The 24,694-nt window shown below is 64.6% G+C and carries 18 protein-coding genes and 2 pseudogenes; 10 read left to right on the top strand and 10 right to left on the bottom strand.

What is annotated here, in order from left to right:
* Positions 1-28: 28 nt before the first annotated feature.
* On the bottom strand, positions 29-1,669 hold the full coding sequence (locus Pla175_RS14945) for a hypothetical protein (RefSeq protein WP_197526854.1): 1,641 nt from the start codon (positions 1,667-1,669) through the stop codon (positions 29-31).
* Positions 1,659-1,955, bottom strand: a complete 297-nt coding sequence (locus Pla175_RS14935; protein ID WP_145285070.1) for a hypothetical protein — start codon at positions 1,953-1,955, stop codon at positions 1,659-1,661. The genes Pla175_RS14945 and Pla175_RS14935 overlap by 11 nt, the downstream gene beginning before the upstream one ends.
* Before the next feature lie 846 nt (positions 1,956-2,801).
* Here Pla175_RS14935 and Pla175_RS14930 point away from each other — a divergent pair.
* A pseudogene (locus Pla175_RS14930) lies at positions 2,802-3,000 on the top strand (transposase); the annotation flags it as partial.
* Positions 3,001-3,355: 355 nt separating this feature from the next.
* On the opposite strand, the gene Pla175_RS27175 reads toward Pla175_RS14930, so the two are convergent.
* The 7 genes from Pla175_RS27175 to Pla175_RS14900 all read right to left on the bottom strand — a co-directional run bounded on the left by Pla175_RS27175 (position 3,356) and on the right by Pla175_RS14900 (position 11,221).
* Positions 3,356-3,601 carry a hypothetical protein gene (locus tag Pla175_RS27175; RefSeq protein ID WP_391527843.1) on the bottom strand — a complete coding sequence of 82 codons (246 nt, stop codon included), beginning with the start codon at positions 3,599-3,601 and terminating at the stop codon, positions 3,356-3,358.
* On the bottom strand, positions 3,579-4,553 hold the full coding sequence (locus tag Pla175_RS26590; RefSeq protein ID WP_145286544.1) for a glycoside hydrolase family 30 protein: 975 nt from the start codon (positions 4,551-4,553) through the stop codon (positions 3,579-3,581). The genes Pla175_RS27175 and Pla175_RS26590 overlap by 23 nt, the downstream gene beginning before the upstream one ends.
* Positions 4,554-4,580: 27 nt before the next feature.
* A complete protein-coding gene (locus tag Pla175_RS14920; protein ID WP_145286541.1) occupies positions 4,581-5,045 on the bottom strand; it encodes a hypothetical protein in 465 nt (154 codons plus the stop codon).
* Positions 5,046-5,202: 157 nt separating this feature from the next.
* Positions 5,203-6,729: a sulfatase gene (locus Pla175_RS14915; protein ID WP_145286538.1), complete on the bottom strand. Its 1,527-nt coding sequence runs from the start codon at positions 6,727-6,729 to the stop codon at positions 5,203-5,205.
* Entirely contained in the window at positions 6,726-8,981 is a 2,256-nt protein-coding gene (locus tag Pla175_RS14910) for a family 43 glycosylhydrolase (RefSeq protein WP_145286535.1), read from the bottom strand. Before Pla175_RS14910 ends, Pla175_RS14915 begins: the two co-directional genes overlap by 4 nt.
* A gap of 51 nt (positions 8,982-9,032) precedes the next feature.
* Positions 9,033-10,712, bottom strand: a complete 1,680-nt coding sequence (locus tag Pla175_RS14905; RefSeq protein ID WP_145286532.1) for a FecR domain-containing protein — start codon at positions 10,710-10,712, stop codon at positions 9,033-9,035.
* Positions 10,709-11,221, bottom strand: a complete 513-nt coding sequence (locus tag Pla175_RS14900) for a sigma-70 family RNA polymerase sigma factor (protein ID WP_145286529.1) — start codon at positions 11,219-11,221, stop codon at positions 10,709-10,711. The genes Pla175_RS14905 and Pla175_RS14900 overlap by 4 nt, the downstream gene beginning before the upstream one ends.
* A gap of 497 nt (positions 11,222-11,718) precedes the next feature.
* Here Pla175_RS14900 and Pla175_RS14895 point away from each other — a divergent pair, with 497 nt between their 5' ends.
* The 9 genes and pseudogenes from Pla175_RS14895 (at position 11,719) to Pla175_RS14855 (ending at position 23,887) form a co-directional block, all read left to right on the top strand.
* Positions 11,719-12,834 (top strand): DUF1559 domain-containing protein, encoded by a 1,116-nt coding sequence (locus Pla175_RS14895; protein WP_231953911.1) that lies wholly within the window; start codon positions 11,719-11,721, stop codon positions 12,832-12,834.
* 83 nt (positions 12,835-12,917) lie between these two features.
* Positions 12,918-15,674 (top strand): beta strand repeat-containing protein, encoded by a 2,757-nt coding sequence (locus Pla175_RS14890; RefSeq protein ID WP_145286522.1) that lies wholly within the window; start codon positions 12,918-12,920, stop codon positions 15,672-15,674.
* 94 nt (positions 15,675-15,768) lie between these two features.
* Complete coding sequence (locus Pla175_RS14885; RefSeq protein WP_197526851.1) at positions 15,769-16,449, top strand: PEP-CTERM sorting domain-containing protein; 681 nt, start codon at positions 15,769-15,771, stop codon at positions 16,447-16,449.
* A gap of 177 nt (positions 16,450-16,626) precedes the next feature.
* Entirely contained in the window at positions 16,627-18,300 is a 1,674-nt protein-coding gene (locus Pla175_RS14880) for a dockerin type I domain-containing protein (RefSeq protein WP_145286516.1), read from the top strand.
* Between the two features lie 193 nt (positions 18,301-18,493).
* Positions 18,494-19,579, top strand: coding sequence for an IS630 family transposase (locus tag Pla175_RS14875; RefSeq protein WP_145286513.1), 1,086 nt, complete (start codon positions 18,494-18,496; stop codon positions 19,577-19,579).
* Positions 19,580-19,593: 14 nt separating this feature from the next.
* Positions 19,594-21,162, top strand: a complete 1,569-nt coding sequence (locus Pla175_RS14870; protein WP_145286509.1) for an arylsulfatase — start codon at positions 19,594-19,596, stop codon at positions 21,160-21,162.
* A gap of 356 nt (positions 21,163-21,518) precedes the next feature.
* Positions 21,519-22,619, top strand: coding sequence for a family 43 glycosylhydrolase (locus Pla175_RS14865; protein ID WP_145286506.1), 1,101 nt, complete (start codon positions 21,519-21,521; stop codon positions 22,617-22,619).
* A 306-nt stretch (positions 22,620-22,925) separates the two neighbouring features.
* Positions 22,926-23,159 (top strand): annotated as a pseudogene (locus Pla175_RS27170) (sulfatase-like hydrolase/transferase); the annotation flags it as partial.
* A 32-nt stretch (positions 23,160-23,191) separates the two neighbouring features.
* Positions 23,192-23,887, top strand: coding sequence for a sulfatase-like hydrolase/transferase (locus tag Pla175_RS14855; RefSeq protein ID WP_145286502.1), 696 nt, complete (start codon positions 23,192-23,194; stop codon positions 23,885-23,887).
* Here Pla175_RS14855 and Pla175_RS14850 read toward each other — a convergent pair.
* Positions 23,884-24,684 (bottom strand): IS5 family transposase, encoded by an 801-nt coding sequence (locus Pla175_RS14850; RefSeq protein WP_145292113.1) that lies wholly within the window; start codon positions 24,682-24,684, stop codon positions 23,884-23,886. The two genes, Pla175_RS14855 and Pla175_RS14850, sit on opposite strands and share 4 nt — an antisense overlap.
* Positions 24,685-24,694: the final 10 nt, after the last annotated feature.

Genomic DNA, 24,694 nt, shown 5'->3' with positions numbered 1-24,694 from the left:
GCTGGCGAGCGGGAAGACCCGCCACGCGTTAGTCCTGTTGGCCGACGTTGGCGAACAGGTCGGCAAACGACGCAAACGGCGCGGCGGGTTGGGCCGCCGGCCGCTCGGCCGGTCGGGCCGCCGGGGCAGCCGCCGGGGCGTCGCGACGCAGCGGGTACAGGGGGGCCACGGCAGCCGCCGTCGGGGCAGCGGGGCCGAGCTTGGGCCAGGTCGTCCGCTGCACGGCGTCGATCCGCATCGCGGCCTCGTAGTCCCGCAGCGCCCCCGACGCCCGGCGGCTAAGGCTATCGATGCACTTCTGGACCGTCGGGCTCTTCCAGTCGTCGCCCTCCAGGCCGAACTCGGCATCGCGCACGGCCCGCTGGGTCTTGAGCACGGCCTCCGCCGCCAGCTGGAGGGCGACCCCGGCGCCGGGGGGCAGCAGGCCCGCGAGGCAGCGGTGGTCGGTCGCGTCGGTGGACTCGTCCTGCTCCTCCTCGTGGAGCATCCGGGCCGCCAAGTCGAGCGCCTCGGTAAGGCTTGAGCAGCCGCGGCGATTGGTGCGGGGCGCCTCGGGGGCGAGCTGCGTCGGTCGCAGCCGCGGGTAGCGGCGGAGGTACGCCGCAAGCCGTTCGAGCGCCCCGGGGTCGTCGCCGTCGATGGCGCCGCAGATCATCATCAGCTCGTCTGACTCATCCAGCTCCGCGACGGTCCGCTGACGGGTTGGGTCCATGCGGGCCCGCCATTCCGCCGCTGCCTGTTCGCGGACCCCGTCCGGGCACCCCCCCATGCGACGCATGACGGCGGCGTGCAGCTCTGAGTGTCCGACCGACGCACGTTCGGCGGCGTCGATCAGCTCCCGCTCGTGCAGCAGGTGCGGGTCCTGCGTGAGCCGGCGCCCCCGGGCGTCACGCGGCGTCGTGTCGGCGGCGCGTTCGGCGGCCCACTCCCGCTGGTACTCGAGCCTCGCCCGCTCCTCGTTCGCTTCTTGGAGGCGCTGCTTGGTGCGCGAAAGCAGGCCGTACACCCCCCACCACTCGGCCTTGGCCGGGCCGTTGCGGGGGAACTTCCCCCACCCCGGGCCGAGCCACTTCCAGTGGGCTTTGGCCTCGTCGTACGGCCAGCAGTCCGGCTCGCCGTCCTCGGTGGACTCGATGTATTCCTCGAACGTCAACGGGTCATACTCCGCCTCGCACTCGTACGCCTCGCCCCCGTGGTCGCCGTCGTCGTAGAGGGCGCCGTCGGCCTCGGACGTCGGGGCGGCGTCGGCCGAGGCGCCGGCGGAGGCGCCCGCCGCGGTGGGCGCGGCCGGGGCGTCCCTGGTCGTGGAGCGCTGCTCGTTCGTCCTCGCGAGCCCGGCGGCAAGCGCGGCGCCGAGCCGTTCTACTTCTGCCTGCGCCGCTTCGATCGGCGCCTCATAGGGCGCCTTCGCCGCCGCGACCGCGGCCCGGAGGTCCGAATCGATGGCGGCGCCGGCGGCGTCATCGAGGGGGGCCTCCGCGGCGGCCTGGGGGGGCGACGCCGCTGGCGGTCCGCCGGCGGGGGCCGGCTCGGGCGCCGCGCCCGTTGGGGCGCTCGGGCAGAGCGCGGCTTGGACCATGGCTTCTACGGCGCCGGCGGCGTCGGCCCCTTGGGGGGGCCGCGGGGGCTCGGCCGGCGCCGGTTCTTCGGGATGGGGGTTACTGGACACTGCGTTTCTTGCTCCAACGGCGGTTCTGGTAGTGGAATCCGGCGGCGGTCGCGGCCGCCTCGATCTGGGGCCGGGCGGCGTTGTCGGCCTGCTGGAGGTCGGCGTCGATCTGCCGCAGGGCGCGGACCAGGGCCTGGCGGCGGGCCCGTTCTTGCTTGCGGGCTTCGGCCGCGTCGGCGGCCGCCTGGGCCTCGGGGCCGCTGCCCCAATAGAGGGTGCGGGGCTTGCCGTCGACGCGGACGTTTTGCTGAAAATAGCGGCGGTTTCCGCGGGTTTTCCAACCCATGCGTGGCCTTCCTGGCAGGGGATCCGTGGTAGGGGATCGGGGGGCCACTTCCGTGCTCCGCGATCCGAAGCGGGGCGACCGCGCCCGGCTCTAGGAACCAGCGGGCCGCTCCGAACGACGTTCCGGGCCGCGCGACATTCCATTGCCCTTTCGGACTCGACCGCTGCAGAAAGCGGCCGCCGTTGACGCGGCTGCCTCGATTCTACCGGGGGGGTGCAGAAAAAGAAAGCGTTTTGTCAAGTGCCCCAGCCGCTCGTCCCAGGGCCCGGCCGATTCGCTTCGGCCGCCGGGGGACGCGGCCGCGGGCCGACGGGGGTGGGGCCGCACCCATGGGTCGGACGAAACAGGGAGGCGGCGCCGCGGCTTGGCGTGCGTGGTTGGATCGCAAGGCGGGGCAGGGCGGGGCCCGCTGGGGCAGGGGGGCCGGCGCGGTCGGCCAGCCTGGAACAGGGGCCGCGGCTTGAGTGCGGACACGCCGGGTGAAACGGCTGGATCCTTCGGACAACTAGCCGAGGCCATCTTCTCTGGGATCCTCGGCCATCCACCAAAAGTACGTCTCACCTCCCTTCCGATGGTCATCACCCTGTTGGCGTGCCAGCGCCAAAGGGTCGTGCCGACGCGGGTTTGGTTTGACGCGCGTCGTGCCGCTCTCAGCCCTTTCTGACCCGCCATTGCTGAGGCGGTATCCTCGCGATCGAATCGAGAACCTTTCCTCAGAGGTCGTCGCCACCGCTGCGGATTCTTGCCGGACGACCCCCGCGGCGGCCGGTCCGCGTCCGGCCACCTGGCCGGAGCCGGATCTGAGGGAGGTGATGTCCACCGCTGCGACTTGGCTGAGCCTCCGGTCCGCCGCGCAAGAATGCCAAGTTTAAGCAGCACGGCAACGCATCGGCCGACACGCTGCCGCGAGACGAGTGCGTGCGGCAGATCCGCCGCGAGGGCCTTAAGGCGTGGAAAGAAACGATCGGCTACCACCGCCGCAGCCTGGTCGAGACCGCCATTCACCGGCTGAAAGCCAGTTTCGGCGACCGCCTCAAGAACCGCACTATCTTCAATCAGAAGGCCGAGGCAGCGCTACGCAGCAAGCTGCTCAATGCGGTCGTCACTTTTAGCATGCCGATCGCGATTAGTTGTTCGATATAGCCATTCCGTGGCCGCGTCTTTTTCGCACCCCCGTCCCGTTACCCCTTCTTCCATCTGAGCTCAGCTGAGCAACGCTGTCGAACCGGATCTGAAGTCTACCCCCCAAACACTCACCATATTCACCCGCGATCTCTGCTGAGGAATCACGAGTAAGTGAAGGCATAGTCGAGGAACCCCATCCGAGGTCGGATCGAAGGCCCAATTGAAGTGCGCGTTGAATCGCGTCTGTGGCGACTGCGCTGGCGCAAATTCCAGCGTCACGCTACTGCCCGATGTCTGGCTACTACTAGGAATCCGACGACCGCCGCGAGGCTAACCCCGGTTGGCTCAGGGACGGACGCCAGGATCGACTGTAACTCGGTGGCGGAATGATTCGCCAAGAAGGCGTTCTTCAGTAACCGGAAATCATCGCGTCCGACGTGGCCGTCCCCGTCGATATCGCCGTAGTAGTTCCAAACGCTGGGTTTGAGCCCGGTCAGGTCACGTGTCAGATTGTTTAACAAGACGGGCCAGTCCTCGCCATCTACGGCCCCGTCGCCATTTAGGTCTTCCGGATCGAGCAGATCGAAGTGGAGGACGCCGACGCTCTTGGCAGAGACGCCCTCCAGGTCGATCGAGACGCCATCCGCGCCGACGGACGGTGGCCGAGACCGGGATCGGCGCACCGGCGCCGCCAGCAAACGCATCCCAGAACTGTGCCGTGATTGACGAGCCAACCGTACGGACCCGTCGCCCTGAGAGATCGACCAAATCTTCGGGCGCAATCTCTGAGGGATTCACGATCCAGAGCGAGACACTATTACCGCGCGCGTAAGCCTGAAACAACGGCTCGCCCGGCGGGTCGCCTTTCGCCGTGAACCCGGGGCTGGTTTCGACCGGGTGAGCGTCGATCATCGAGTCGATCAGCTCGGCCTTGACGCGCTGACCAAGGGCGTCGACGTCGGTGTTGTAGCCCCACCAAACAAAGCTATCGACGCCGCGTTTGTTGCTGGCGAATAGGACGCTCAGCGTGTCCCGAATCGCCTGCTCCGTGATCCCCGCGTCGTCGTTGCCCACCGGCATATGCACCTCGGTGTGCCACATTTCCTTGCCGTAGGCGGTGGCCAGCGTGGTCCAGGACGTTTCACTGCCGCTGCTGTGCTGCGGGTAGAAGTGATTGCCGATGATGTCGATCGTGTCCAGCCGGCCCTGCTGCGCAAGGTCGTCGAGGTACGACTCCGCGGCGTTCAAGCCGAAGGCGTCCGGCCCAACAAGACGCCATTGCCGAAACGCCGACGGCACGCTCTTCGCGTCAAGCCCAGCGCCGAGTCCATCGACCGTCGCGACGTAGCGAATGGCGGGCACCGCGTTCTCGGTCTCGTTGTTGAGCCCCAGATAGTCGATGCGGATCCCCTCTTGGTGGAGCATATCGACGAAACTCGCCACCAGTGCTGCGTACCGTTCGGGGTTGGGCATCAAGACTTGGTTGGAAAAAATACTCCCCTACCGCTCCGGCCAGCCGGGAGTCGCCGCGCCAAGCCACTCCGGGAATGTGTCCTGACCGCGGAGCTTGACGCTTGCGAACACCTCCACTTCGGGATTCACGGCGAGCACACTCTTGATCGCGGTGATGTCGGGCTGGTAGAGCGCAACATTCACCGAACCGTCCGGGTTGTGGTAGGTCGGCTCGATAGGAATCCGCAGCAGGTTGGCCGAGACATCGACGTAGCCGGCCGACGCTTTTGCCGGCGTGCTGAAGCGGTTGGGACCTTGCTTGATGTCCCAGCCCCACCGCTTCACCGTGGGACCGACATGGCTGCTGATATACACAGTCAGGCCCCACGCGAGGGGGGCTGGCGAAAGAATCGCGATCGCCAAAAGCGTCGCGAGATAGCCGCGCCGTGGCCTGAATCGAGGCCCGAGCGTAGCTAGAAGGGCCGTCGTATCTGGCCGCTGCATAGGGTTCATTCGAAGGACGCCTTGATGCTGTTGCGCGAATCTCATGCCGAGGGCCGACGCATGAACGTGTTTGGGCCCCCAATAGGGCGAACCGCGTCGTGACGTGTCGCCCCATCGACGCCAAGCTGGCGGAGCAAACCGACGGTTCCGGCGCGATAAGTCATCGCTACCGCTTACCGGGCGCCGATGCGGGCGGACGGGCGGCGGTCTGTGATTGAAGTGGCGGACGTGCCGGCGGGTGCTGCGCCAGCATACGTTTTATCTGATCGACGACCGCGGGGCGTTGCGACGCAAGATTGACCGTCTCGTCGGGGTTTTCGACATAGTCGTAGAGTTCGTAGACGGCGTCATCGGTTGATTCGCTATATCGCTTCCATTCGACCAGTCGGTAGCGATCGGTTCGGAGGGCCCGCCCCAGCCGGTCGGCGCCTCGCGGAAATGCGTGATAGGCGTGGTCGCGGACCGACTTCTCTTCCCCACGCAGAATCGCCGCGAGACTTCGGCCGTCGAGTTGTTGCGGCGTGTCGAGTTGCGGCTCACCGACAAGGGCTGCGATGGTCGGATAGATGTCAACCGTCTCGACCAGTGCCTCGCTCACCGCGCCTGCCCGAATGCCGGGTCCGGCAAAGATCAGCGGGATGCGGTTGGCCTGCTCGTAGTTGGTGTGCTTGGTCCACACGCCATGGTCTCCGAGGTGGTATCCGTGATCTCCCCACAACACGACAACCGTGTTGTCCGCCATTCCCAGATTTTTCAACTCGTCGAGCACACGGCCGACTTGCGCGTCCATATAGCTCATCGACGCATAGTATCCCTGGGTCAGAGTGCGTCGCAACGACGCGGACATCGGAGGGTTCTTGGGCACCGGCACATACTGATTGAGCTCGCCGTGCTTGGGCTTTCCGGCATAGGGCGGGGCGCCGGAAGGAAAATCTGCTGATGCCGGCGTGGGGAACTCGACTTCGTCGTAGATCGCCCAGTACTTCTCGGGGGCGCAAAACGGGAGATGTGGCTTGGTGAATCCCAGCGCCAAGAAGAACGACTGGCCCGTCTCGCGATAGGCCCGCAAGCGACGTATCCCTTCGACGGCGATCCTTCCGTCCGAGTACGCCTCATCGGGCACATCGGCTCGTTCCCAGGCTGCGCCGCGAGGCAAATTCCTGATGGCGCCCAAATGCTGATTGCTGAAGTAAGCCTCTTCGCGTGTCAATTTGCCGCCGGTGCTCTCGGGCAGCGCGTAATCGACAACCTTCTCCGGATGCAGCGGCACGCTCCACGATGCGGCGTCATCGGTGTTGCCGTGACCCACGTGAAACACCTTGCCCACCGCGGCCGCGTGATAGCCGTAACGCCGCAAGTACTGTGGCAGGGTTTCCGCCCCGGGCTCGGCGATGCGGAAGTTCTCCGACAGGCCGTAGATGCCGAGCGACGTCGATCGCATCCCAACAAGCAAATTGTTCCGCGACGGCGCGCATACCGCTTGATTGCAGTACGCCAAGTCAAAGCGGGTCCCACGCTCGGCCAGGCGATCGAGATTTGGCGAATGGGCGCGATCATCGCCGTACGCACCCAGCGTCGGCTTGAGGTCGTCCACTAGGATCAGCAGAACGTTCGGCTTGTCCTTGCCGGCAATCGCGCCTACCGCGCATGTCGATGCGAAGAGGCCCAAGGTAGCTGTGTGTAACCAGTTCATCGCGCCTCGTACTCCTCTGCCACAGTGGCGTGGAACTCTTGGCCCTCGTCCGGACCGGGGATCGCGTAGCGGGGGTCCTTCGAACGGATTCGGGGCTCCCCCTGATCGTCGAAGTCGATCTCCATCGGGACAATCGTCGTGCCGAGCTGATTGATGGTCTGGGCTGTGGCGCTGAGGTCGCGGCTGACGATGCCGGACCCACCGAGCGGCGGAACGTTAGCGTTATAGAATGCGGTGCACCACCACTGGCCCGCGCGGTCCTGGAACAAGGTCCCGTGGCCGAGGAATCGCCCAGCGAATTTTCTCGGGCCGTAAGGCCCCGTGATCTTGTCGGCCACGGCGTAGTACAGGTTGTAGCTGCCCTGGCGCATCCGTCCCGTCGACCAACCCGTGCCGAAGAGCACGTACTTGCCGCCAAACTTACGGATGAAGCACCCTTCGTGTCCCATTTTATCGACGTTCCCAGACGGGCCGATCGCGACAGGATCGCCGGCGAGCCCACTAAAGTCGGGCTTCAGAGGTGCGATCAGCGTCGCTCCGTAGATCAGCCACCATTGGCCATCATCGTCCTTGTAGAGTGAGGGGTCGTGCCGTGTGCCGATCTCTTGCCCCATCGGATTTTGCCACGGCCCCTTGAGCTCCTTGCCGGCCGAGAGAGAAAGGTTCGCTCCCCGCACCGGGGCAGGACTCGTCTGGACGAGGGCCCAGCGGTCGCCGGTCCAGTGCAGCTCGGGCGCCCAGAGACGCCAATCTCGCTCGGGGATCTCCTTAAACCGGTTCGGCCGCGTCTTTGCCCAGACACCGTCGCGGAGCGTGAACGGGGGGTCAATCTCCTCCCAATCCGCCAAGTCGCTGCTGCGCCACACTCGCGCCTTCCATCCAACCAAACTCGCTTCGCCGAGCCCCGTATTATAAGGATCGCTCTGCTGACGCGGGTCTTCGCGGAGCGATGTCGTCCCGGTCAAGTAGAAGTCGCCATCCGGTCCCACAACGATGTAGGGGTCTCGTATCCAGCCCGCCTTGATGAACAGGGCTCGGTCGTGAGCCTCGATGCCTTTGCGTATGTCGGCCTTGCTCATCGCCTCCGCGGGAGGGGCCTCGTCGGGGCGGTTTGTCGCCGCGGTCAAGCGGCGTACAAGGTCGGTCTCTTCCGATCGGTAGGGGGTGCCGTCACGACGAAACACGTCATGAAACCACAAAGCCGGTTCGGCGTCGTAGGGTGTCGTCCACGAGTCCCACGGGTAAATCGTCTGGGTCTTCCCATCGACAAGGCCCCAATTGAATGCCCCCACACGGTGCTGCTGGAGCACCGGCAGCACCCCCTCGAACGTTGAGTTCGGCCCCCGAGCCATATACTCCGTACACCACAGCGGCCTGTCGGTCGCCTCCGCCATCCGGCGGATCGTTTCCCGAGCCCCGTTCGCCGCATCGTACGTGTGGAAGCTCACTACGTCGGAGTTGTTCAGCGATATCGACTCAATTGGTTCGGGGTCATCGAGCCAATCGAACCCGCCCCAAACGCCCACCGTGAGCGGCTGGCTTGGCGCCACCTCGCGCGCCCAACGGAACGTGGCAAGCAACAGATCGCATGCGCGCTCGTGCTTTTCGTCGGGAGGCATCTCTTCCGCAAACTTGCGGCCGTTGCTGTTGTCGGGCTCGTTGAAGAGGTCCCAACCAAGGATACGCGGGTCGTCCGCGAAACGGGTGAGCACCCCCTTTACGTATCCCTCCAGCTCGGCGTGTCGGCCGGGGTCGCGGAGGATCGCGACGCCGGGCGATTGTACCCAGCCAGAGTTGTGCACGTGGGGACGCGGCGGAGGCTGGCGCCCCGCCCGCGGCTGGGGATTCCACACGCCGTCGAAGAAAACAAACAGGGTTTTGATGCCGTGACGGTCAGCGATTGTAAGGTACTGCTCGATCCGTTCGATAAACCCTTGCTTGTCTTCTCGCCACGGGATGTCGTGCAAAAAGACCCGCATCGCGTTCATGCCGGTCGAGGAAGCCCAGCCCAGCTCACGATCGATCGTCTCAGGGTCGAACGTCTCTGCCTGCCACATCTCAAGTTGATTGATCGCCGTGGACGGGACAAAGTTTGCTCCCACTGGCCAAGGCCGTGCATCGCTCCAGGCTCGGACGCGGTCGATGCTCCACCGGCCCGGCACGGTCTCGGCATGTGGCGAGGCAGCCTTCGGGGCCGCGGCGGCGTATGCAGCGAACGCCGCCCAGGCCAAGATCGAGAGTAGCTTTTGCATTAGGGGTCTGATCGGCAGAGGAGAAGTCGAGGAATCAACGCATAGGGGCCGCTACCGCTGGGCTAACCCAAAGCGAAGGCAGAGATACTCCGAAACATCCGCCACCTCGGCGTCCGTCAGCGCGCGGTTGAAGAGCAACAGCTCTCCGATATCTCCGCGAAATCCACCGACGTTGTCCTCCAACACGGGGTGCCGGCCGATGATCTTCCGCGAGGCGATGGCGATCGGAAGCGACGCCCGATCCGACGCCCTGAGGTTGCCGTTGATGAACAGCGACATCCGCTCTTTACTGAGGCTGTAGCGAAACACGATGATCTTCGGGTGATCGACCGGCAGCGCGTTGAGCACCTCGACGACCTCCTTGTCAACGGTCTCGGCCGACTTGGGCGCCCCATCCCGGAAGCCCCCGAAAAGCTCGCCGCACACCGCGAATCGCTTGTCGCTGTCGCGGTCACGGAGACAAATCTCAAACACGGCGGGACGCACGCGACCCCCGACGCTTCCGACGATCCGCTGCGGCGGGCCGTTGTAGTTGATCAGCGACTGGAAGTTGGGGTACGATTCTCGGAGCGCCGCCACCACCACAGCGGTCTGTTCATTGGTGCTGCTAATCGGCGGCGTCAGAAGAAAGGAATCGGACCCGCCGAAGCGGATCGCCGGGCGCCCGTTTAGCCCCTTGGGCGCCAGCCCGGGCCGGTTCTTGGGGTTCAACTGGAGGGCGTCTTCCGCGGCGAGATTGTCGCCCGACAAAAGGTCGCGCCAACGCTCGACGCGCCCCTCCGCATCGACTTCGACCGCGCGATCGGCGGCAAGCCACAGCACCAGGTCGTCACGAACTGGCAGCGGCGGCAGTTCGGATTCGGGAAGTGGGTCCTGCTTCCGCCAGAGAAAGCGCGCCTCGTTCGCCTTGAACTCCTCGAGCGTAACCCCGCCGAGAGTGTGCTTGCAGGCCTGGGATTCGGTCAGCCGCACGGCCCGCTCATGAAAACCACCGGCCGCGGTCAGCGCTTGAAAGGCGACCTCGCCCTTGAAGACATGCACCTCCGACGCGCCCTGCTGATCTACGGCGACGCCGAAGTCGGTGCCGAGGTCGATAACGATCCCGCTCGGGGTGGTGACCTTAAAGCCGAACGCGGTCTCGGGGACATGCACCGAGGCGCTCCCGACACTGAGCGAGCAGGCGGTTGGGCCGTCGATGGTCAACTGACACGGGCCTCGCGTCGCGACTCGGGCGCCGTTCTCGAAGATAACCTCGGCGATGCCCTCGACCAGCTCTAGTGACGCCCCGGCCCTCAACTGGGTACCCTCGCTCAGCGGCTCGCCGTTCCAGTCGCAGCCCCTTGCCCTGCCCAGATAGGCAAGGGTCGGCGAGACCTCTCGTGCCGCGGCTTGCAGTGGGGGGCTCGGTTCAGGGCCAACCGCGTTCCGCTCCGGGATGCCGAGGAAGCCCACTGTCGCCGCCGCCAAAATCGACGCGGCGATCGCAAACTGCGCCCAAGCGGAATAGCTCGGCCATCGGGCCGCGGCGCTGCGGCGATCATCGGCAGCTGCCGCCCTTGGAACGCTCACCGCGCGATCACGCAATTGCTGTTCTTGAAGCAGCAGCTCCGCGAATTCCTGTACCCGAGCCGTGTCGGCCAGCAGCCATGCTTCGAGCCGCTGGACCGCAGAAGGGTCTTGCTCGCGATCGGAGAGGAAGAATTGTTCGAGTTCCTTGTAGACGTCACTCATGTTGCGGCTTCCTGGTTGCCAAGGCGTCGTCGGACACAATCACGCAGCGCTATCCGCAAACGATGCAGCATCACGCTCACCGCCGCCTTCGACATTCCGAGTCGCTCTCCAATCTCCGCGTGGGGCGTCTGATCTGCGTAGTAGCACCGCAGGACTTCGCGTTGCCGGGGGGCGAGCGATTCGACGCACGCGTCGAGAGCCTCACGCCTGGCGGATATCGTCGGTGTCAACGCCTGGTACGCGCTGGCCAACTGATCCACCAGCTCCGAGCTGAAGGTGGTCCGTTCGATGGAGCGGCGCCGATAAAACTGAAGCACCTGCAGCCGCGCAACGCCGAAAATCCAATTGCTGAAGGGTCGGTCGGGATCGTAGCGGTCGATTGACTGGGTCACGGCTCTTCCCACTTCTTGCACGACATCGTCGGTGTCGTGCGGGTTACGCAATTCGGCGCCCACGTACGCACGCACCGCGGGCTCGGCATCCGCCCACAGACGGGCGAGGCTCGCCATCTTCACATCTGCTTCGTGCTGCACCCGTTACCCCAACCAAGAAAGCCCCCCCGACCACGAACCAGCTCGGCGGCCGCGGCCGTGCCCGGTTCGCACCTGGAGCTCCCGTCCGCCGCCGACGGGACGCCGCAGACAGCCGGTCACAGAGCGGATCATTCGGAATTGGTTGTTCGCGAGGCTACTACTAGTTCGCGTCGCGCGCCCAATGGATTACACCAATCTAACGAAAACCTCGACAATACTGCGGCTTGTTCTACCAAACGACGTCCCTCCAGAAAAAGCCGCGATTTTTTTGTAATCGAGGAGGGGACGATCGCAAACCTGTACTAGAAACCCGCGGGCGGATCGGCTCCTCGGTGGGCTTCGGGGCGATGGCCGGCGCCGAGGTTCCGCGATCCCATGCTTGTCTCGTCGGCCGTGTCTCAATCACCCGTCCCTTGCGGCCCGGAGCCGTCGGCGATTGTCGCCCGCGCTCGGGGAAGGAGCTCCAAAAGCAAATGCGATCGCTTGTCTCAGCTAGGCACGCCAAGGCACCGGGGCCGTTCGGATTCACGCTCGTTGAACTTCTTGTCGTGATCGCGATTATCGGCATCTTGGTGGCGCTGCTGCTGCCGGCCGTGCAGGCCGCCCGGGAGGCAGCCCGTCGCAGTCAATGCGGCAGCCAGTTGCGTCAGCAGATGATCGGGGTGCTGAACTACGAGTCGGCGCTGGGGGAACTCCCCGCGGGCATGGAGGTGCATTCGCCGGCGGTGAGCATCGGCAGCATCTTCGCCGCCGATTCCACCTGGGGGGTAGCGATCCTGCCCTACTTGGAAGAATCGCAGGTGGCCGATGCGTTCAGCCCCGACCTGCCGCTGTCGGACCCGCAGAACGTCCACCTCACCGACAATGAGCTGCCGATCTTCCTGTGCCCCTCCGACCCGGGCCCGGACACCTACAGCCACACCAACTTCAATAGCCCGGCCGAGGTGACCGCCGCAACCGATGTTGAGCCCGCGCGTTCGTCGTACGTCGCAATTTCGGGTCAGCAGTGGGGCAGGACAAGCGGAACCAGGTTCTGGAGCAGGCCGGTCAACGTACTCAACCTGTCGAACGGCAACGTCCCCAAGCGGGACCCGACGCTCGCCAACGGCGATTTCACGATCCGCCGCGGCGCGTTCCGAGTGGTTTCCAAGCCCGCTGGCGTCACCGTCACGAAGCTCAGGCAGGTCGCCGACGGCACGTCCAAGACGACCGCAATCGCCGAGTACCACACCCGCACCGACACGGCCGGCGCCCCCCACTACGGCTCCTGGGGCGACTGGCGGGCCCGCAGCGTGATGGCCGACGCCTTCGACGCCAGCTACGGCGACGCCGCGTATCGCAACGCCATCGCGCCGCTGGTGTTCGGCTTGCCCGACTTTCTGCAGTGTCAAAGCTCGATCCAGCCACGGCCGGCTAGCGACAAGACGCTGCTATGCGAACGCGCGTTCGCCAGTTTGCACTCCGGCGGCGTGATCCAGACCGCGAGGCTCGACGGCAGCGTGACAGCCGTTCCTTCGGAAACAGACTCGGTCCTATGGGCGGCCCTCTCCACCGTCGCTGGAGAAGAAGTGGTGAACGACAACCTGTGATGACCAAGCCTGTCGGTCCCCGCAGAGCGTTTGCGTCCCATTCAAGCCCTTATCTTGATCCCTGCTCAACCCCCTGCTGCTTGATGAATAACTCACCCACGACTCTCGGTTCATCCCGCCTGCTTGCCCTGCTCTTGTTGGCGGCTTTGCCCGCGACCTGTCGGGCGGACAACCTTACGGGGCTCTCCACGGGGTTTGGCAACCTGAACTTCATCTTCTCGGGAACGACCGCCAACGTCGGCCTGGGCAACGCAATAAGCAACTCGCCGAATGGCTACACGGCGGGCTTCGCCTTCAACGCCACATTCACTCCCACGGTGGCGGACCTCGCCCTCGGTGAGACCCGCCTGATCCAAGAAATCGGCGGCACGAGCAACGGCGTGGGCTTGTGGTTGATCGACGGCGTTCCCACGCTAGCAATCAAGTCGGCGGTTAGCGCCGGGCCGACCGGCGCCGCGCTTGCGTCGTCGTTGGTCGCCAACGACCTCGACCTACTCGACAACGCCGCCGCCATCTACAGCAGCTTTGGGCCGCTGACCGCTGGCAATCTTGTCTCGGTCGCGGCGACCTGGAACGGCGCCAAGGGCTTCAGCCTCGCAGTGCAAGACGACACGGCGCAGCTTGGAGTCGTGCAATCCACCGACGTCCGTGGCGCCAGCAGCACATTCAACTGGTTCGGAAATAATACGTATCAGGCAGGACTCATCAGTAGTGCGTCCGGTAGTTTCGGGGGACTGAGCGATACGACTGACGTAGGCAATCCCTTTAAGGCAGATGAGGCAGTGCAGATGATCGGAACGTTTGGAAGCAACGACGGTGACGTCGGCTTCTGGGTCGAACCTGCCACGCTCTCTCTGTCGGTCCCCGCTAAACCGGTTCTCACGCTCAACATCAACCAGACCTCGGGCGCCGTGACGCTTAGCAACCCGACCTCGTCCGCGGTCAATGTGGAGTCCTACAGTCTGGTGGGCGGCAGCGCCGGTTTCGACACCGGATCGGGCCCGGGCGCGACCGCTTCGGCGACCCTGGCCACGAACATCTCCGCGGGAAGCTCGGTCAGTTTGGGAGACATCTACGTGCCGTCACCATTCCGCGACGTATCAGCGCAGGTCAACCTGGTTGGAGGGGGCGTCATCAATGCGTTGGTCAACTACACGGCGCCGGCCGTCTTGGGGGATTACGACAGCAGCGGCGCGCTCGACGCCGGCGACTGGCCCACGGTGCTCGGTGGGCTCGTCAACGCCCAGTCTCCGACCAGCGGTATCGGGCAGTACTTGGCCGGCGACCTGACCGGCGACGGGCTGACGGATCGCGCAGACTTCCGCTTCTTCAAGGACAACTTCATCGCCGCCTTCGGCGCCGAGAGCTTCGAAGCGTTGGCCGCGGTTTCGAGCGTCCCCGAGCCCGGTGCGATCACGCTAACTCTGGTCGCCCTGGCCGGCGTCGGCCTCGTGCTGCTGCGGTCTTGCTCTGGCCGATCGCTTGTGCCGAGCCGGTGTGTCCAGACTCCGCGGGGGATCGCACTGCTTGTGGCAATGGCGATTGCCGCCCCTTGCTCCGCGGTGACTCTGCTCACCAACGGCGACTTCACCGGCGTCAGCCCGACCGACCCGGCAGTCGGGCTCGCTCAGTACAACGGCAACTCGCTCGCTTCGGTGGGGAGCTTCGTGCTGACGGCGCAGCTCGACGGCTCCCCGGCTTCGCAGCTCGCCCTGGACGGGTCATTCAATCTTGGCGCGGGGCTCGGCGTGGGTCAGCCGGCGGGGTTGGGACCGTCCGTTGGCTTTACCCGCTCGATCAACAACAACGGCACAAACGCCGAGTCGATCCGCCTCGACCTGCCTTTGGCCGGTTTCAGTGGGCTGGCCAAGATCGTGGTGTCCAACGCAACCGCGTCGGTGGTCTCGATCAGCGGGTTCGCCAGCGACCCGATGGCCACCGGGACCGGCACGATTGACTTCTTGTCCGGCACGCTGACCTGGACCAACCCCACTTCGGACGTCGGCAACCCGCTCGGGGCGAACGCCGCGACGCTCACTTTGGGGAACGCGGCATCGGTCGCCGCGGGCGGGTCGCTGACGTTCTCCAACGGCAGCACCACCGGCGGGAACAACCAGTACGGATTCCGAGCCATCGAGCTTGTCGAAGACATTTCGGAGGTCTCTCTGCGGGTTGATACAAGAACCGGCGATGTGTTCCTGACGCGGGGCGCCCTCCCGCGCGAGATCGATTTTGTGCAGGTCCTCAGCGCCGGCAACGGGTTGCTGACCACGGGCTACACCGGCCTGGGGGGCAGCGGCGTCTTTCCCCAGGGAGACGGCTCCGCCACAAGCCCCGGATGGGATCAAGCGGCCAGCAACGCCACGAGCACCAGTCTAAAGGCGGAGGCCTTTGCGTTCGGCAGTTCCACCATCGCCCCCGGGGCGATGCAGGTTCCGCTCGGCACGTTCTACGACACCGCCCTGGATACACGGGACTTGGTGCTAGAGTTCGACCTCGCCTCGACGGGCGAGACCGTGCGAGTCGGGGGCGCCTTCATCGAGTACTTCCAGTCGGAGCCGTCGGGCACGGTGGGCGACTACAACGGGGACGGCTTTGTCGACGCCGCCGACTACACCGTGTGGCGCGACAACCTGGGCCTCAGCGCCGCGATGCTCCAGAACCGCGACCCGGCCAACACGGGCGTGGTAAGCGCCGCCGACTACTCGTCCTGGAAGAACAACTTCGGCCAGCCGGCTGTTGGGGGAGGGATCGACGGAAGCCCGGTTCCAGAGCCCGCTTCGCTGCTGCTCGCTTGCGCGGCGCTTCTTTGCCTCCAGAGAGGGCGTAGACGTTCTTAAAACATGAAAGTAGACGCCTTGTCGCTTCTGTTGCTTCTCGGTTTCACAGCTTTGGAGGTTCAGTCTAATGAGATCGCTTCTGGTTCCAATCGCTATGTTGACCATCGCCGCTCTCGTAGCGGCGCCATCGGGCGCCCATGCCGCGTTGATTAACACCGAAGAAATTATCGGCACGCCTGCCCAGTTCAATGGCAATACGAAGTCGGTCAGCGGCTTCACGCTAACGGCCATGCTAGACGGCTTGGCTGGATCACAACTCGCCTACGACGGCGGCGCCAACCCGAACAACGGCCTGGGGGTCGGGCAGCCCGCCGCGGACGGACCAAGCGTCGGCTTCACCCGGTCGATCAACAATAACGGCGCCAACGCAGAGTCCATCAAGCTTGACCTCCCTGCAACAGGTTTCGGTGGCCTGACCGCGATTACCGTAGCGAGCGCTGGAGCGTCGGCGGGTGGGCTTGCTTCGACCATCGTGATCAGCGGCTTCACGGCCGACCCGTCCGCCGCGGGCGCCGGCTCCATCGGCTTTGCCGCTGGCGCGATCACCTGGATACCGGGCGCCGGCGGTTTGCAAACGCTGACGCTCGGAAACCAGGCGGCCACTCCCGCGGGTTCATCGCTTGAGTTCTCCAACGGCGCAACCGACGGCGGCAACAATCAGTACGGCCTGCGATCGTTCGAGTACAACGTTCCCGTGCCCGAGCCCTCGGCAATCTTACTTCTGCTGGCGGGCAGCGCCGTTGCGGGACTGTTGCGGCGGCACGGCCGTCGGTGAGAGAGTCGTGTGGGGCGACGGGCGGGGTCTGGGCCGGTTCTGGCCCGGGCCCCCACCGATTGCTCCTCGTCATCTGTCCCGGAACTCCTTTCGCTGTCGAACAATTCGCTTGCTGGCGCAGCAAGTGACCCGAAACGAGCAAACCTATTGATTACCCAGACACCCCTGAACCTCCCGATGCAACGCGTCGGGGCCTCGCGACCCAATCCGCTGTTGGCGCCGCTCATCCTCGCGGCGTTGATCGCGCTGCCCGCTCGCGCTCAGATCCTGGGCGCCAACTTCAACGAACTCCCTCGCAACGCGAGCACGGCCGAGCTGCTTGCTAGCAAGACCACTTGGTCCCGAGGGTTCATCGACATCTTGGGCAAAGAGGGCGTCGGCAACCTGCTTTCCGACCCCGACATCGTCGGGCTCCGCCGTTCGGCCGACTCGGGACAGCAGTTGCTCGTGTCCTTTAAATGGAACTTCAAGAACGCCGGCGAGCGGGTGCCGGCGCCGGGCTCTCCCCGCGAGGCGACGCTCTTCGACCGTGCCGCTCAGACGCTCGTAGCCATCGGGCGGCCGGTCAACTCGATTGTCCTGGGCAACGAGCCGATGTTCGAGACGCTCCAGCTCGACCTACAAAGCGACGGCCAGTCCGTGCCCTACGTCCGGTTCACGGAGCGGCTGCTCGAACACCTCCGCAATGCATACGGCGCACAGCAAGCGACCGAGCCTCGCTACTTCGTTGGATCGCTGAACCGGCTTGACCGCAGCTCGAACCAGTCGCTCGATGTCGTCCGAGAGATGTTCCAGCTTGCGCGAGACAACGCCGCGGTAGCAGGGATGGACGTTCACGCCCACTTTAGCACGCTCGACGAAGCGAACAGCATGCTCAGCTTTGCGCGGCAAGAGCTCGCTGGCGCCACGAAGGACCTGATCGTCACCGAGTTCTCGCCGGTCTGGCGTTACCAAGCCGCGCTGGACGATCCGATCGGCGTAACCGCCGTTGGCCAGACCTTCGCCACAGCCTATGGCTACGACCCGAACCTTCATGTCGATGGCTATCTTCAACAGGCGTTCAACACGCAAGTAAGCCGCCGGGAGTGGACCGACTTTATCGAGTCGCAACCTTGGTCCAATCCGGACCACCTGGAAGACATGCATCAACTGTTCAGGCAGCACGACGTCGCGATCGGGACACTCGGGTTCTCGCAGCCGCTGTCGATGCGCGGCATGAACGTCACGCGCGATGGCTACAGTCCCTTCCACATCAACTGGCTCTACATCTATGCGATGGTGGATGAGGGGAGTTCGCTCGACTCGTACAACGAGCGCTACATGGAAGATTGGCTTGCGATTCAGGCCGACGCAGCCGACGTGAACCGAGACGGCATGGTCGACTTCACCGATTACAACTTGATGAAGGATTACTTCGACGCCGATTTCTCGACAATGACGTTCCACCAGGCGCTCCAGCGGGGCGACCTGAATCTCGATCGCCGTGTGACGCGCGACGACTTGAAGATATTCTTCGCATCGTACGTCGCCTTGAACGGGCGAGCGATCGGCGACTTGGACGGTGACGGCATGGTCACCCGGTCGGATTGGCCCCTCCTGGCGCAGTCCCTGCTTGCGGACACGACCGGTCTGGACCCTGCGGCGGCTTGGAGCAGCGGAGACTTCGACGGCTCGGGCGTCGTCGATCGCATCGACTTCCGCTTATTCAAGGACGCCTACATAGCAACACACGGGGAAGACGCCTTCGCGGCGCTCTTTTCGGTTCCCGAGCCGTCGGCCCTCGTGCTGGCCGTGGCCGTGCTGGTTCCATGGCAATGGCGCCCCGCCCACCAATGCGGTGCCTCGCCCTGAGACCGATAGACGCTGATGCCGAATGAGGCTGTGAAGCCTCGCCGCAGTTTAAAATTATCGGCGTCGCTCATTCCCCGAAAACGCAACGCCCCGACGTCGGAACTAGTGTACTGCGTCATTATTGCGTGAACATAAAGTGATCCCCCGGCGTAGCATGATGAGGCCTCACATCTCACCGGACGGAGCCTTGGTCATGCGGGTAGCGGTTGCGATCACGTTGACGGACGACGAGCGAAAGACACTGATGAAGTGGAGCCGCGGGCGCAGCACGCCGATGCGGCTGGTGAAGCGGGCCCAGGTGGTGCTGCTGGCCGCGGCCGGGAAGACCAACTTGGAGATCTCTCACGAGGTCGGCATGGCGCGTCGGCCGGTTGGGGTGTGGCGGAAGCGGTTCGCAGAGGGTCGGCTGGCGGCGATCGAGAAGGACGCCCCGCGGCCCGGCCGCCCCAGCCCCGAGCGTGATGTCCTGACGCGGCGGATCCTCGAAGCCACGACCCAGACCAAACCGAAGCACGCCACGCACTGGAGCACCCGCTCGCTCGCGGCGGAGCTGGGGGTGAGCGACGCGCGGGTCGCCCGCGTGTGGCGGGCGCACGGCCTGCAGCCGCATCGGGTCAAGACCTTTAAGGTGTCGAACGACCCTGACTTCGCCGAGAAGGTGCACGACGTGGTCGGCTTGTACCTCAACCCGCCGGAGCACGCGATCGTGCTGTCGGTCGACGAGAAGACGCAGGTCCAGGCGCTCGACCGGACGCAGAGGGGGCTGCCGATCCACCCCGGCCGCTGCGGGACAATGACACACGACTACAAGCGGCACGGCACGACGACACTGTTCGCGGCGCTGAACGTCGCCGAAGGAGTCGTGATCGACAAGTGCATGAAGCGGCATCGTCATCAGGAGTGGATCGCCTTCCTCAAGGAGATCGACGCGCGGACCCCGGCGGGGCTCGATCTGCACCTGATCGCCGACAATTACGCGACGCACAAGCACCCCAAGGTACAAAGCTGGTTGAAGCGTCACCCGCGATTCCACATGCACTTCATCCCCACCAGCAGCAGCTGGCTGAACCTGGTTGAGAGGTTCTTCGCCGAGCTGACCAACAAGCGGCTCCGCCGCGGCACATTCCGCAGCGTGCCTCAGTTGATCAAAGCGATCAAGCAGTACGTCGAAGATCACAACAACCACGCGAAGGGCCTGAGATGGACGGCGACCGCAGAGGAGATCCTCGCCAAAGTACGACGCGCCAGGGCTACGCTCGATAAGGTCACGTCTGATTGATGCAGTACACTAGCATGTCAACACGCTATCCCCCGTCCGCATCAGCCCTGCTTTGGGTGCTGTTGTGTGTCTGCTCTGCCGTAGCCGAGCCGCGCCCCAACTTCGTCGTCATTCTTGCAGACGACATGGGGTTCTCCGACATCGGCCCCTACGGGTCCGAAATCCCAACGCCGAGTCTCGACCGACTAGCAGCCGGCGGGCTCTGCTTCTCACAGTTCTACAACACGGGGCGTTGCTGTCCGACGCGTGCCTCGCTGCTTACCGGCCATTACTCTCACCGAGCGGGGATCGGCCACATGACCGCTGATGATCGCTTACCTGGCTACCGGGGGCACTTGCGTCAGGATTGCGCCACCTTTGCCGAGGTGCTCCGCGAGGCGGGTTACTTCACGGCGATGACCGGCAAGTGGCACGTGGGGCATCGGCCGGGGCAGAGGCCAACCGACCGTGGCTTTCGCCGCAGCCTCAACTTGGCCGCCGGTGGCGTTTACTATCCCTGCGAATCTAGCAAGTGCCAACTGTTCCTTGATGGCGAACGCATCGCGAACGTCGACCCCCGCTTGCCGGAAAACTGGTACGCCACCGATCTCTGGACGGACTACGGTCTGAAGTTTGTCGATGAGGCCCTCTCGGAGGGCGCGCCATTCTTGCTCTATCAGGCCCACACCGCGCCCCACTTCCCGTTGCAAGCGGACGCCATCGATATCGACCGCTTCCGTGGGAATTATCGCCGCGGTTGGGAGCAACTCGCGCAAGAACGACTCGGGCGGCAGCGACGCTCGGGGCTGATCGACGCATCATGGCAGCCGGCGCCCCTGCCCGATGAGATCTCGCGTTGGGTCAGTCTGTCCGACGAAGAGAAGGATCGCTTCGACCATCTGATGTCGGTTTATGCGGCAGTTGTCGCCAGGATGGACCAATCGATTGGAAACTTGCTGAAAGGACTTGAGGATCGGGGCGCCCTCGACAACACCGTTGTCATCTTCTGCAGCGACAACGGGGGCAACGCCGAGGCCGGCCCATCGGGACGCACAAAGGGGAACCCCACGACGGCCGATTCCGCATGGTTCTGCGGACAGAGCTGGGCTCACCTTCAGAACACGCCCTTCCGGCTCTACAAACACCACAACCACGAGGGTGGGATCGCGACTCCGCTGATTGTTCACTGGCCGGTTGGAATCAAGTCGAAGGGGTGGCGCCGTCAACCCGCCCACATGATCGACATCGCCCCGACCCTGATCGACTTGGCCAAAACGACATGGCCCGACACGATCCGCGACAGGCACGTCTCCCCCCCCGCAGGAATCAGTCTTGCGCCTGTCATCCAAATGCCCAACCAAGCAGCGGACCGCTCGATCTTCTGGGAGCACGAGGGGAACGCCGCCATCCGTACCGGCGATCTGAAGCTCGTCCGGAACGGAGTTGGCAGCGATTGGGAACTCTACGACATAACGAACGACCGCACGGAGTCCAACGACCTGTCATCGTCACGCCGCCCGGACGTAGATCGACTGTCGCAGCTCTGGAGCGAATGGGCGGAACAGAGCAACGTCCTCCCCGCCCCAGCGAGATTCCAGCCGTAAAGGCAGCACGGGTTTGCCGCCCTCCACGGCGCTCCAGCCAGAGCGCTCATCTCCCCACGACGCGTTGAGCAAGTAGTGACGACTTCCGAACTATCCATCGAGCCGGTCCAAACGCGGAGTCGGCATCGACTTCCTACCAATCTTGACGGAGAGTGCTGCCTCCTATCTGCCTCGTCGGTGAGCCGCAGCGCTAAGTTGGATTGGACGACATCGGGATCGCCAGCAGACCCGCGAGAGTCGCCCCGTCTGCGGCCCCGCACGGAATACCGACAAGACCGCTAGGGCGGCGCTCACGGATCCTTGGCCAATCGGGCCTTCTCAGAACGATGTTCAACTGACTGCAGCGAGCTTCGACAATGACGGCAGACTCGGTTCAGGCGGAGCAGGTACGCTCTGTTCGCTACTGTTCGATCTTCATCCTCGGCGCTACGGCGCTCGGCTTGTTCGCGCACGCCACCCGCGGCGAGGTGTTTCCCAAGCCGCTGTTCTCCGACCCCAATTACCATGGGTCGTGTGATCCCGAGGTGTTCTACGACCGTGAAGCCGATGAGTGGCTCATCTTCTACACTGGGCGCCGTGCGCTGCGTGCCGCGGGCGGCGTCGCCGCGGGCTGTCCGATCGGGGTCGCCCGGAGCAAGGACCTACACGAGTGGAAGTTCGCCGGGTACTGCCGATTTGATGGGCATGACGACGTTCCCGACGCGGAGCACACTTACTGGGCGCCGGCGGTTGTTCGGCACGGCGACTCGCTGCACATGTTCGTCACGTATCGGGGTACGTCAGAGGGCTTTTGGGGCGGGGAACCCGAGGGGATCCGTCACTACGTGGCCGACCCGAAGAGCCCACTGGACTGGCAATACGCTGACCTCGCGGTTGCAGGCCCCGAGGCGATTGACGCCGGTCTAATCCGGTTGCCGGGGCGATGGCGGCTCTACTATCGCGACCTTTCCCCGAGGACGCCCAAAGGGGTGACGACTTACGTCGCCGAATCGACCGACTTGATGACCTGGAATACGCTCGGGCCCGCCGTGGGAGACGTGAACGACCGTCGCGTCACCGGGTACGGCTATCAAGAAGCCCCATTCCCGTTTCAATGGCGTGGCCAGACATGGTTGCTGACCGACCCCGCCGGGCCCCCGATCGCAGCCTATCGGCTAGACGCCGACGGAGCATGGCGGCACGCAGGCGTGCTGTTGGACGTTCCCGGAACACACGCCACCGATCGATCCTTCGGACGTCACCCGTCGGTCGCTGTCCTCGGCGACCGCGCGCTGGTGTTCTATCACTGCGAGCCGCACCGCGACTACTCAAAACCGTATCCCGAGCAGCCGATCGCCAATCGCCGCTGCTACTTGCAGGTCGGTGAGCTCCACGAAGAGTCCGGAATGCTGAGCGTCTCTCGAGGCCTGATAACGCTTACCGGGCAAGAGTCCGTCCCCGAGAGTGAGCTCCCGTAGGGACCAGGGCAACCGCGCGGTGAGCGGTCGCCAAGCGGCCGTTTGGAGCGCTGGGGGTTCCGGGGGTCAAATACTTCACGCTAGCTGTGCTCAAAATCGACGTGGGAGGCCTTGGCGCGTGCGTGGGGGCAGCTGTCTAGGTTGTCCAGGCGATTCTGCTCGGTTCGGAAACGTGCGCCTTTCTTTTGACTGACGAAAAGCTGAGGTGGTGCGGAATTGACGGACAGGTCATTCTTGATGCGCACTTAAAAGTTCGATCATCCTCCCCACGCTCAATGCTTAGTCGTCGTCGGTGTTGCAGCGTGGCTGGCCATACTCGCCTCGCCCTGCGTTCAAGCCGCCGAGCAAGACCGGCCGAATATCCTGTGGCTTACCATCGAGGATACCAGCCAGCGTGAGTTTGGCTGCTACGGAAGCGCGTTAGCCCAAACGCCGACGATCGACTGCCTCGCGGCCGAAGGGGTGAGGTTTACGCACGCCTCCTCGACGGCTCCGCACTGCTCGCCGGCCAGGTCGACAATCATTTCTGGCTGCCCGGCCACCACGTACGGCACCGACTGGCACCGGGCTGATTGGCGAGTGCCGGTAGAGCAGTATTTTTCCCCGGGCTGCTCCGTGAGTCGGGTTACTACACCACCAACAACAGCAAGACCGACTACAACACCGCTCGGCCCGATAAACGCCGGGGGATCGACGCCGCATGGGACGTCAGCGGCGGCAAAGCCACCTACAACAACGGCAAGCGCAAGCCGGGGCAACCGTTCTTTGCCGTATTCAATCAAGCGTCGGTCCACATGGTCCGTGTCCGCAGCTTCACGCTCGAGGGCCGGCGAGAATTTGAAGGTTTGCCGCTGGACGAAATTTTTGTCCCGCCGTTCTTGCCGGACCTACTGGAGGTGCGATCGGACATCGCGTTGCACCAGGAAGGAATCAACGAAGTCGATCAGTGGGTTAAGCAGTTCCTCGACGACCTTGAAGCACGCGGGCTGAAGGAAGAGACGATCGTGTTCTTCTTCTCCGACCACGGCGGCGTGCAGCCGCGGGAGAAGGCGTTCCCGTATATCACGGGCTTCCGAGTGCCGATGATCGTTTGGGTTCCCGAGAAATGGCGCGACCGCGTTGGCCTGCCGATGGGCGAGGCGAGCGATCGGTTGATTGGTTTCGAGGACCTAGCGCCGACTGTGCTGTCGCTTGCGGGCGTTAAGGCGCCGGACTACATGCAGGGCCACGACATGCTGGGACCTGATGCCGAGCCTAAGAAGCCCTAACAAAACTCCCCTTTCAACACATTCCAGCAGACGAGGCATTTGCCGAGGTTGAGGAAGCCTTCGTGGATGTCCTCGCGTCGGTCGAAGCGGACCCTTAAGCGTTTAAAGTTATGCAGCCAAGCGATGGTCCTTTCAACGACCCAGCGGTAGACGCCCAGTCCGCTGCCATGCTCGTCGCCCCGGCGGGCGATGTAGGGCTCGATCCCGAACCACTCCAGCAGCAACCGATTGGCGTCGTCGTCGTAGGCCCGGTCGGCGAACGCCGCGTCGGGCCGCGATCGCGGATGCCCCACCTTGCCGCGGACCGGAGGGATCTCCGCGATCAGCGGGACCATGTGCTTGCCGTCGTGCGAGTTGGCGGCCGAAAGCTCGGTCTGCAGCGGCACGCCATTGCCGTCGGTGGCGACGTGGTGCTTACTGCCGGGCTTCCGGCGGTCGGTAGGGTTGGGACCGGTCTTTTCGCCACCCCCCACAGCGCGAACCGTGCCGCTATCGACCGCCACACGCGACCAGTCGATCTTGTTAGCTGCGTTCAGCTCGGCCAGCAGCAGCTCGTGGAGGCGGTCCCACAGGCCGGCCTCTTGCCAGTCGCGGGCCCGCCGCCAGCAGGTCATGCCGCAGCCCATCTCCTGCGGGAGCATCTCCCAGGGGATGCCCGTCTTGAGCACGAACACGATGCCGGTAAGCGCGGCACGGTCATCCACCGGCGGCCGACCCCCTTGGGGTCGTTCGGGTCGCTCGGGGATCAGCGGCTCAATCTTCATCCACAACTCGTCAGGAACCAACGGTCCGGCCATCATGCACCTC

It is taken from the genome of Pirellulimonas nuda, assembly GCF_007750855.1.
Taxonomy (GTDB): Bacteria; Planctomycetota; Planctomycetia; order Pirellulales; family Lacipirellulaceae; genus Pirellulimonas; species Pirellulimonas nuda.
This window is presented reverse-complemented; position numbering and strand designations above follow the sequence as displayed.

What these genes read in the sequence shown, in the direction of transcription:
- Pla175_RS14875 (WP_145286513.1), top strand. Translation starts at nt 18,494, where the DNA reads ATGCGGGTAGCGGTTGCGATCACGTTGACGGACGACGAGCGAAAGACA.
- Pla175_RS14885 (WP_197526851.1), top strand. Translation starts at nt 15,769, where the DNA reads ATGTTGACCATCGCCGCTCTCGTAGCGGCGCCATCGGGCGCCCATGCC.
- Pla175_RS14900 (WP_145286529.1), bottom strand. Translation starts at nt 11,221, where the DNA reads ATGGCGAGCCTCGCCCGTCTGTGGGCGGATGCCGAGCCCGCGGTGCGT.
- Pla175_RS14865 (WP_145286506.1), top strand. Translation starts at nt 21,519, where the DNA reads ATGACGGCAGACTCGGTTCAGGCGGAGCAGGTACGCTCTGTTCGCTAC.
- Pla175_RS14915 (WP_145286538.1), bottom strand. Translation starts at nt 6,729, where the DNA reads ATGAACTGGTTACACACAGCTACCTTGGGCCTCTTCGCATCGACATGC.
- Pla175_RS14850 (WP_145292113.1), bottom strand. Translation starts at nt 24,684, where the DNA reads ATGGCCGGACCGTTGGTTCCTGACGAGTTGTGGATGAAGATTGAGCCG.
- Pla175_RS14870 (WP_145286509.1), top strand. Translation starts at nt 19,594, where the DNA reads ATGTCAACACGCTATCCCCCGTCCGCATCAGCCCTGCTTTGGGTGCTG.
- Pla175_RS14910 (WP_145286535.1), bottom strand. Translation starts at nt 8,981, where the DNA reads ATGCAAAAGCTACTCTCGATCTTGGCCTGGGCGGCGTTCGCTGCATAC.
- Pla175_RS14905 (WP_145286532.1), bottom strand. Translation starts at nt 10,712, where the DNA reads ATGAGTGACGTCTACAAGGAACTCGAACAATTCTTCCTCTCCGATCGC.
- Pla175_RS14935 (WP_145285070.1), bottom strand. Translation starts at nt 1,955, where the DNA reads ATGGGTTGGAAAACCCGCGGAAACCGCCGCTATTTTCAGCAAAACGTC.
- Pla175_RS26590 (WP_145286544.1), bottom strand. Translation starts at nt 4,553, where the DNA reads ATGCCCAACCCCGAACGGTACGCAGCACTGGTGGCGAGTTTCGTCGAT.
- Pla175_RS14920 (WP_145286541.1), bottom strand. Translation starts at nt 5,045, where the DNA reads ATGAACCCTATGCAGCGGCCAGATACGACGGCCCTTCTAGCTACGCTC.
- Pla175_RS14880 (WP_145286516.1), top strand. Translation starts at nt 16,627, where the DNA reads ATGCAACGCGTCGGGGCCTCGCGACCCAATCCGCTGTTGGCGCCGCTC.
- Pla175_RS14890 (WP_145286522.1), top strand. Translation starts at nt 12,918, where the DNA reads ATGAATAACTCACCCACGACTCTCGGTTCATCCCGCCTGCTTGCCCTG.
- Pla175_RS14895 (WP_231953911.1), top strand. Translation starts at nt 11,719, where the DNA reads ATGCGATCGCTTGTCTCAGCTAGGCACGCCAAGGCACCGGGGCCGTTC.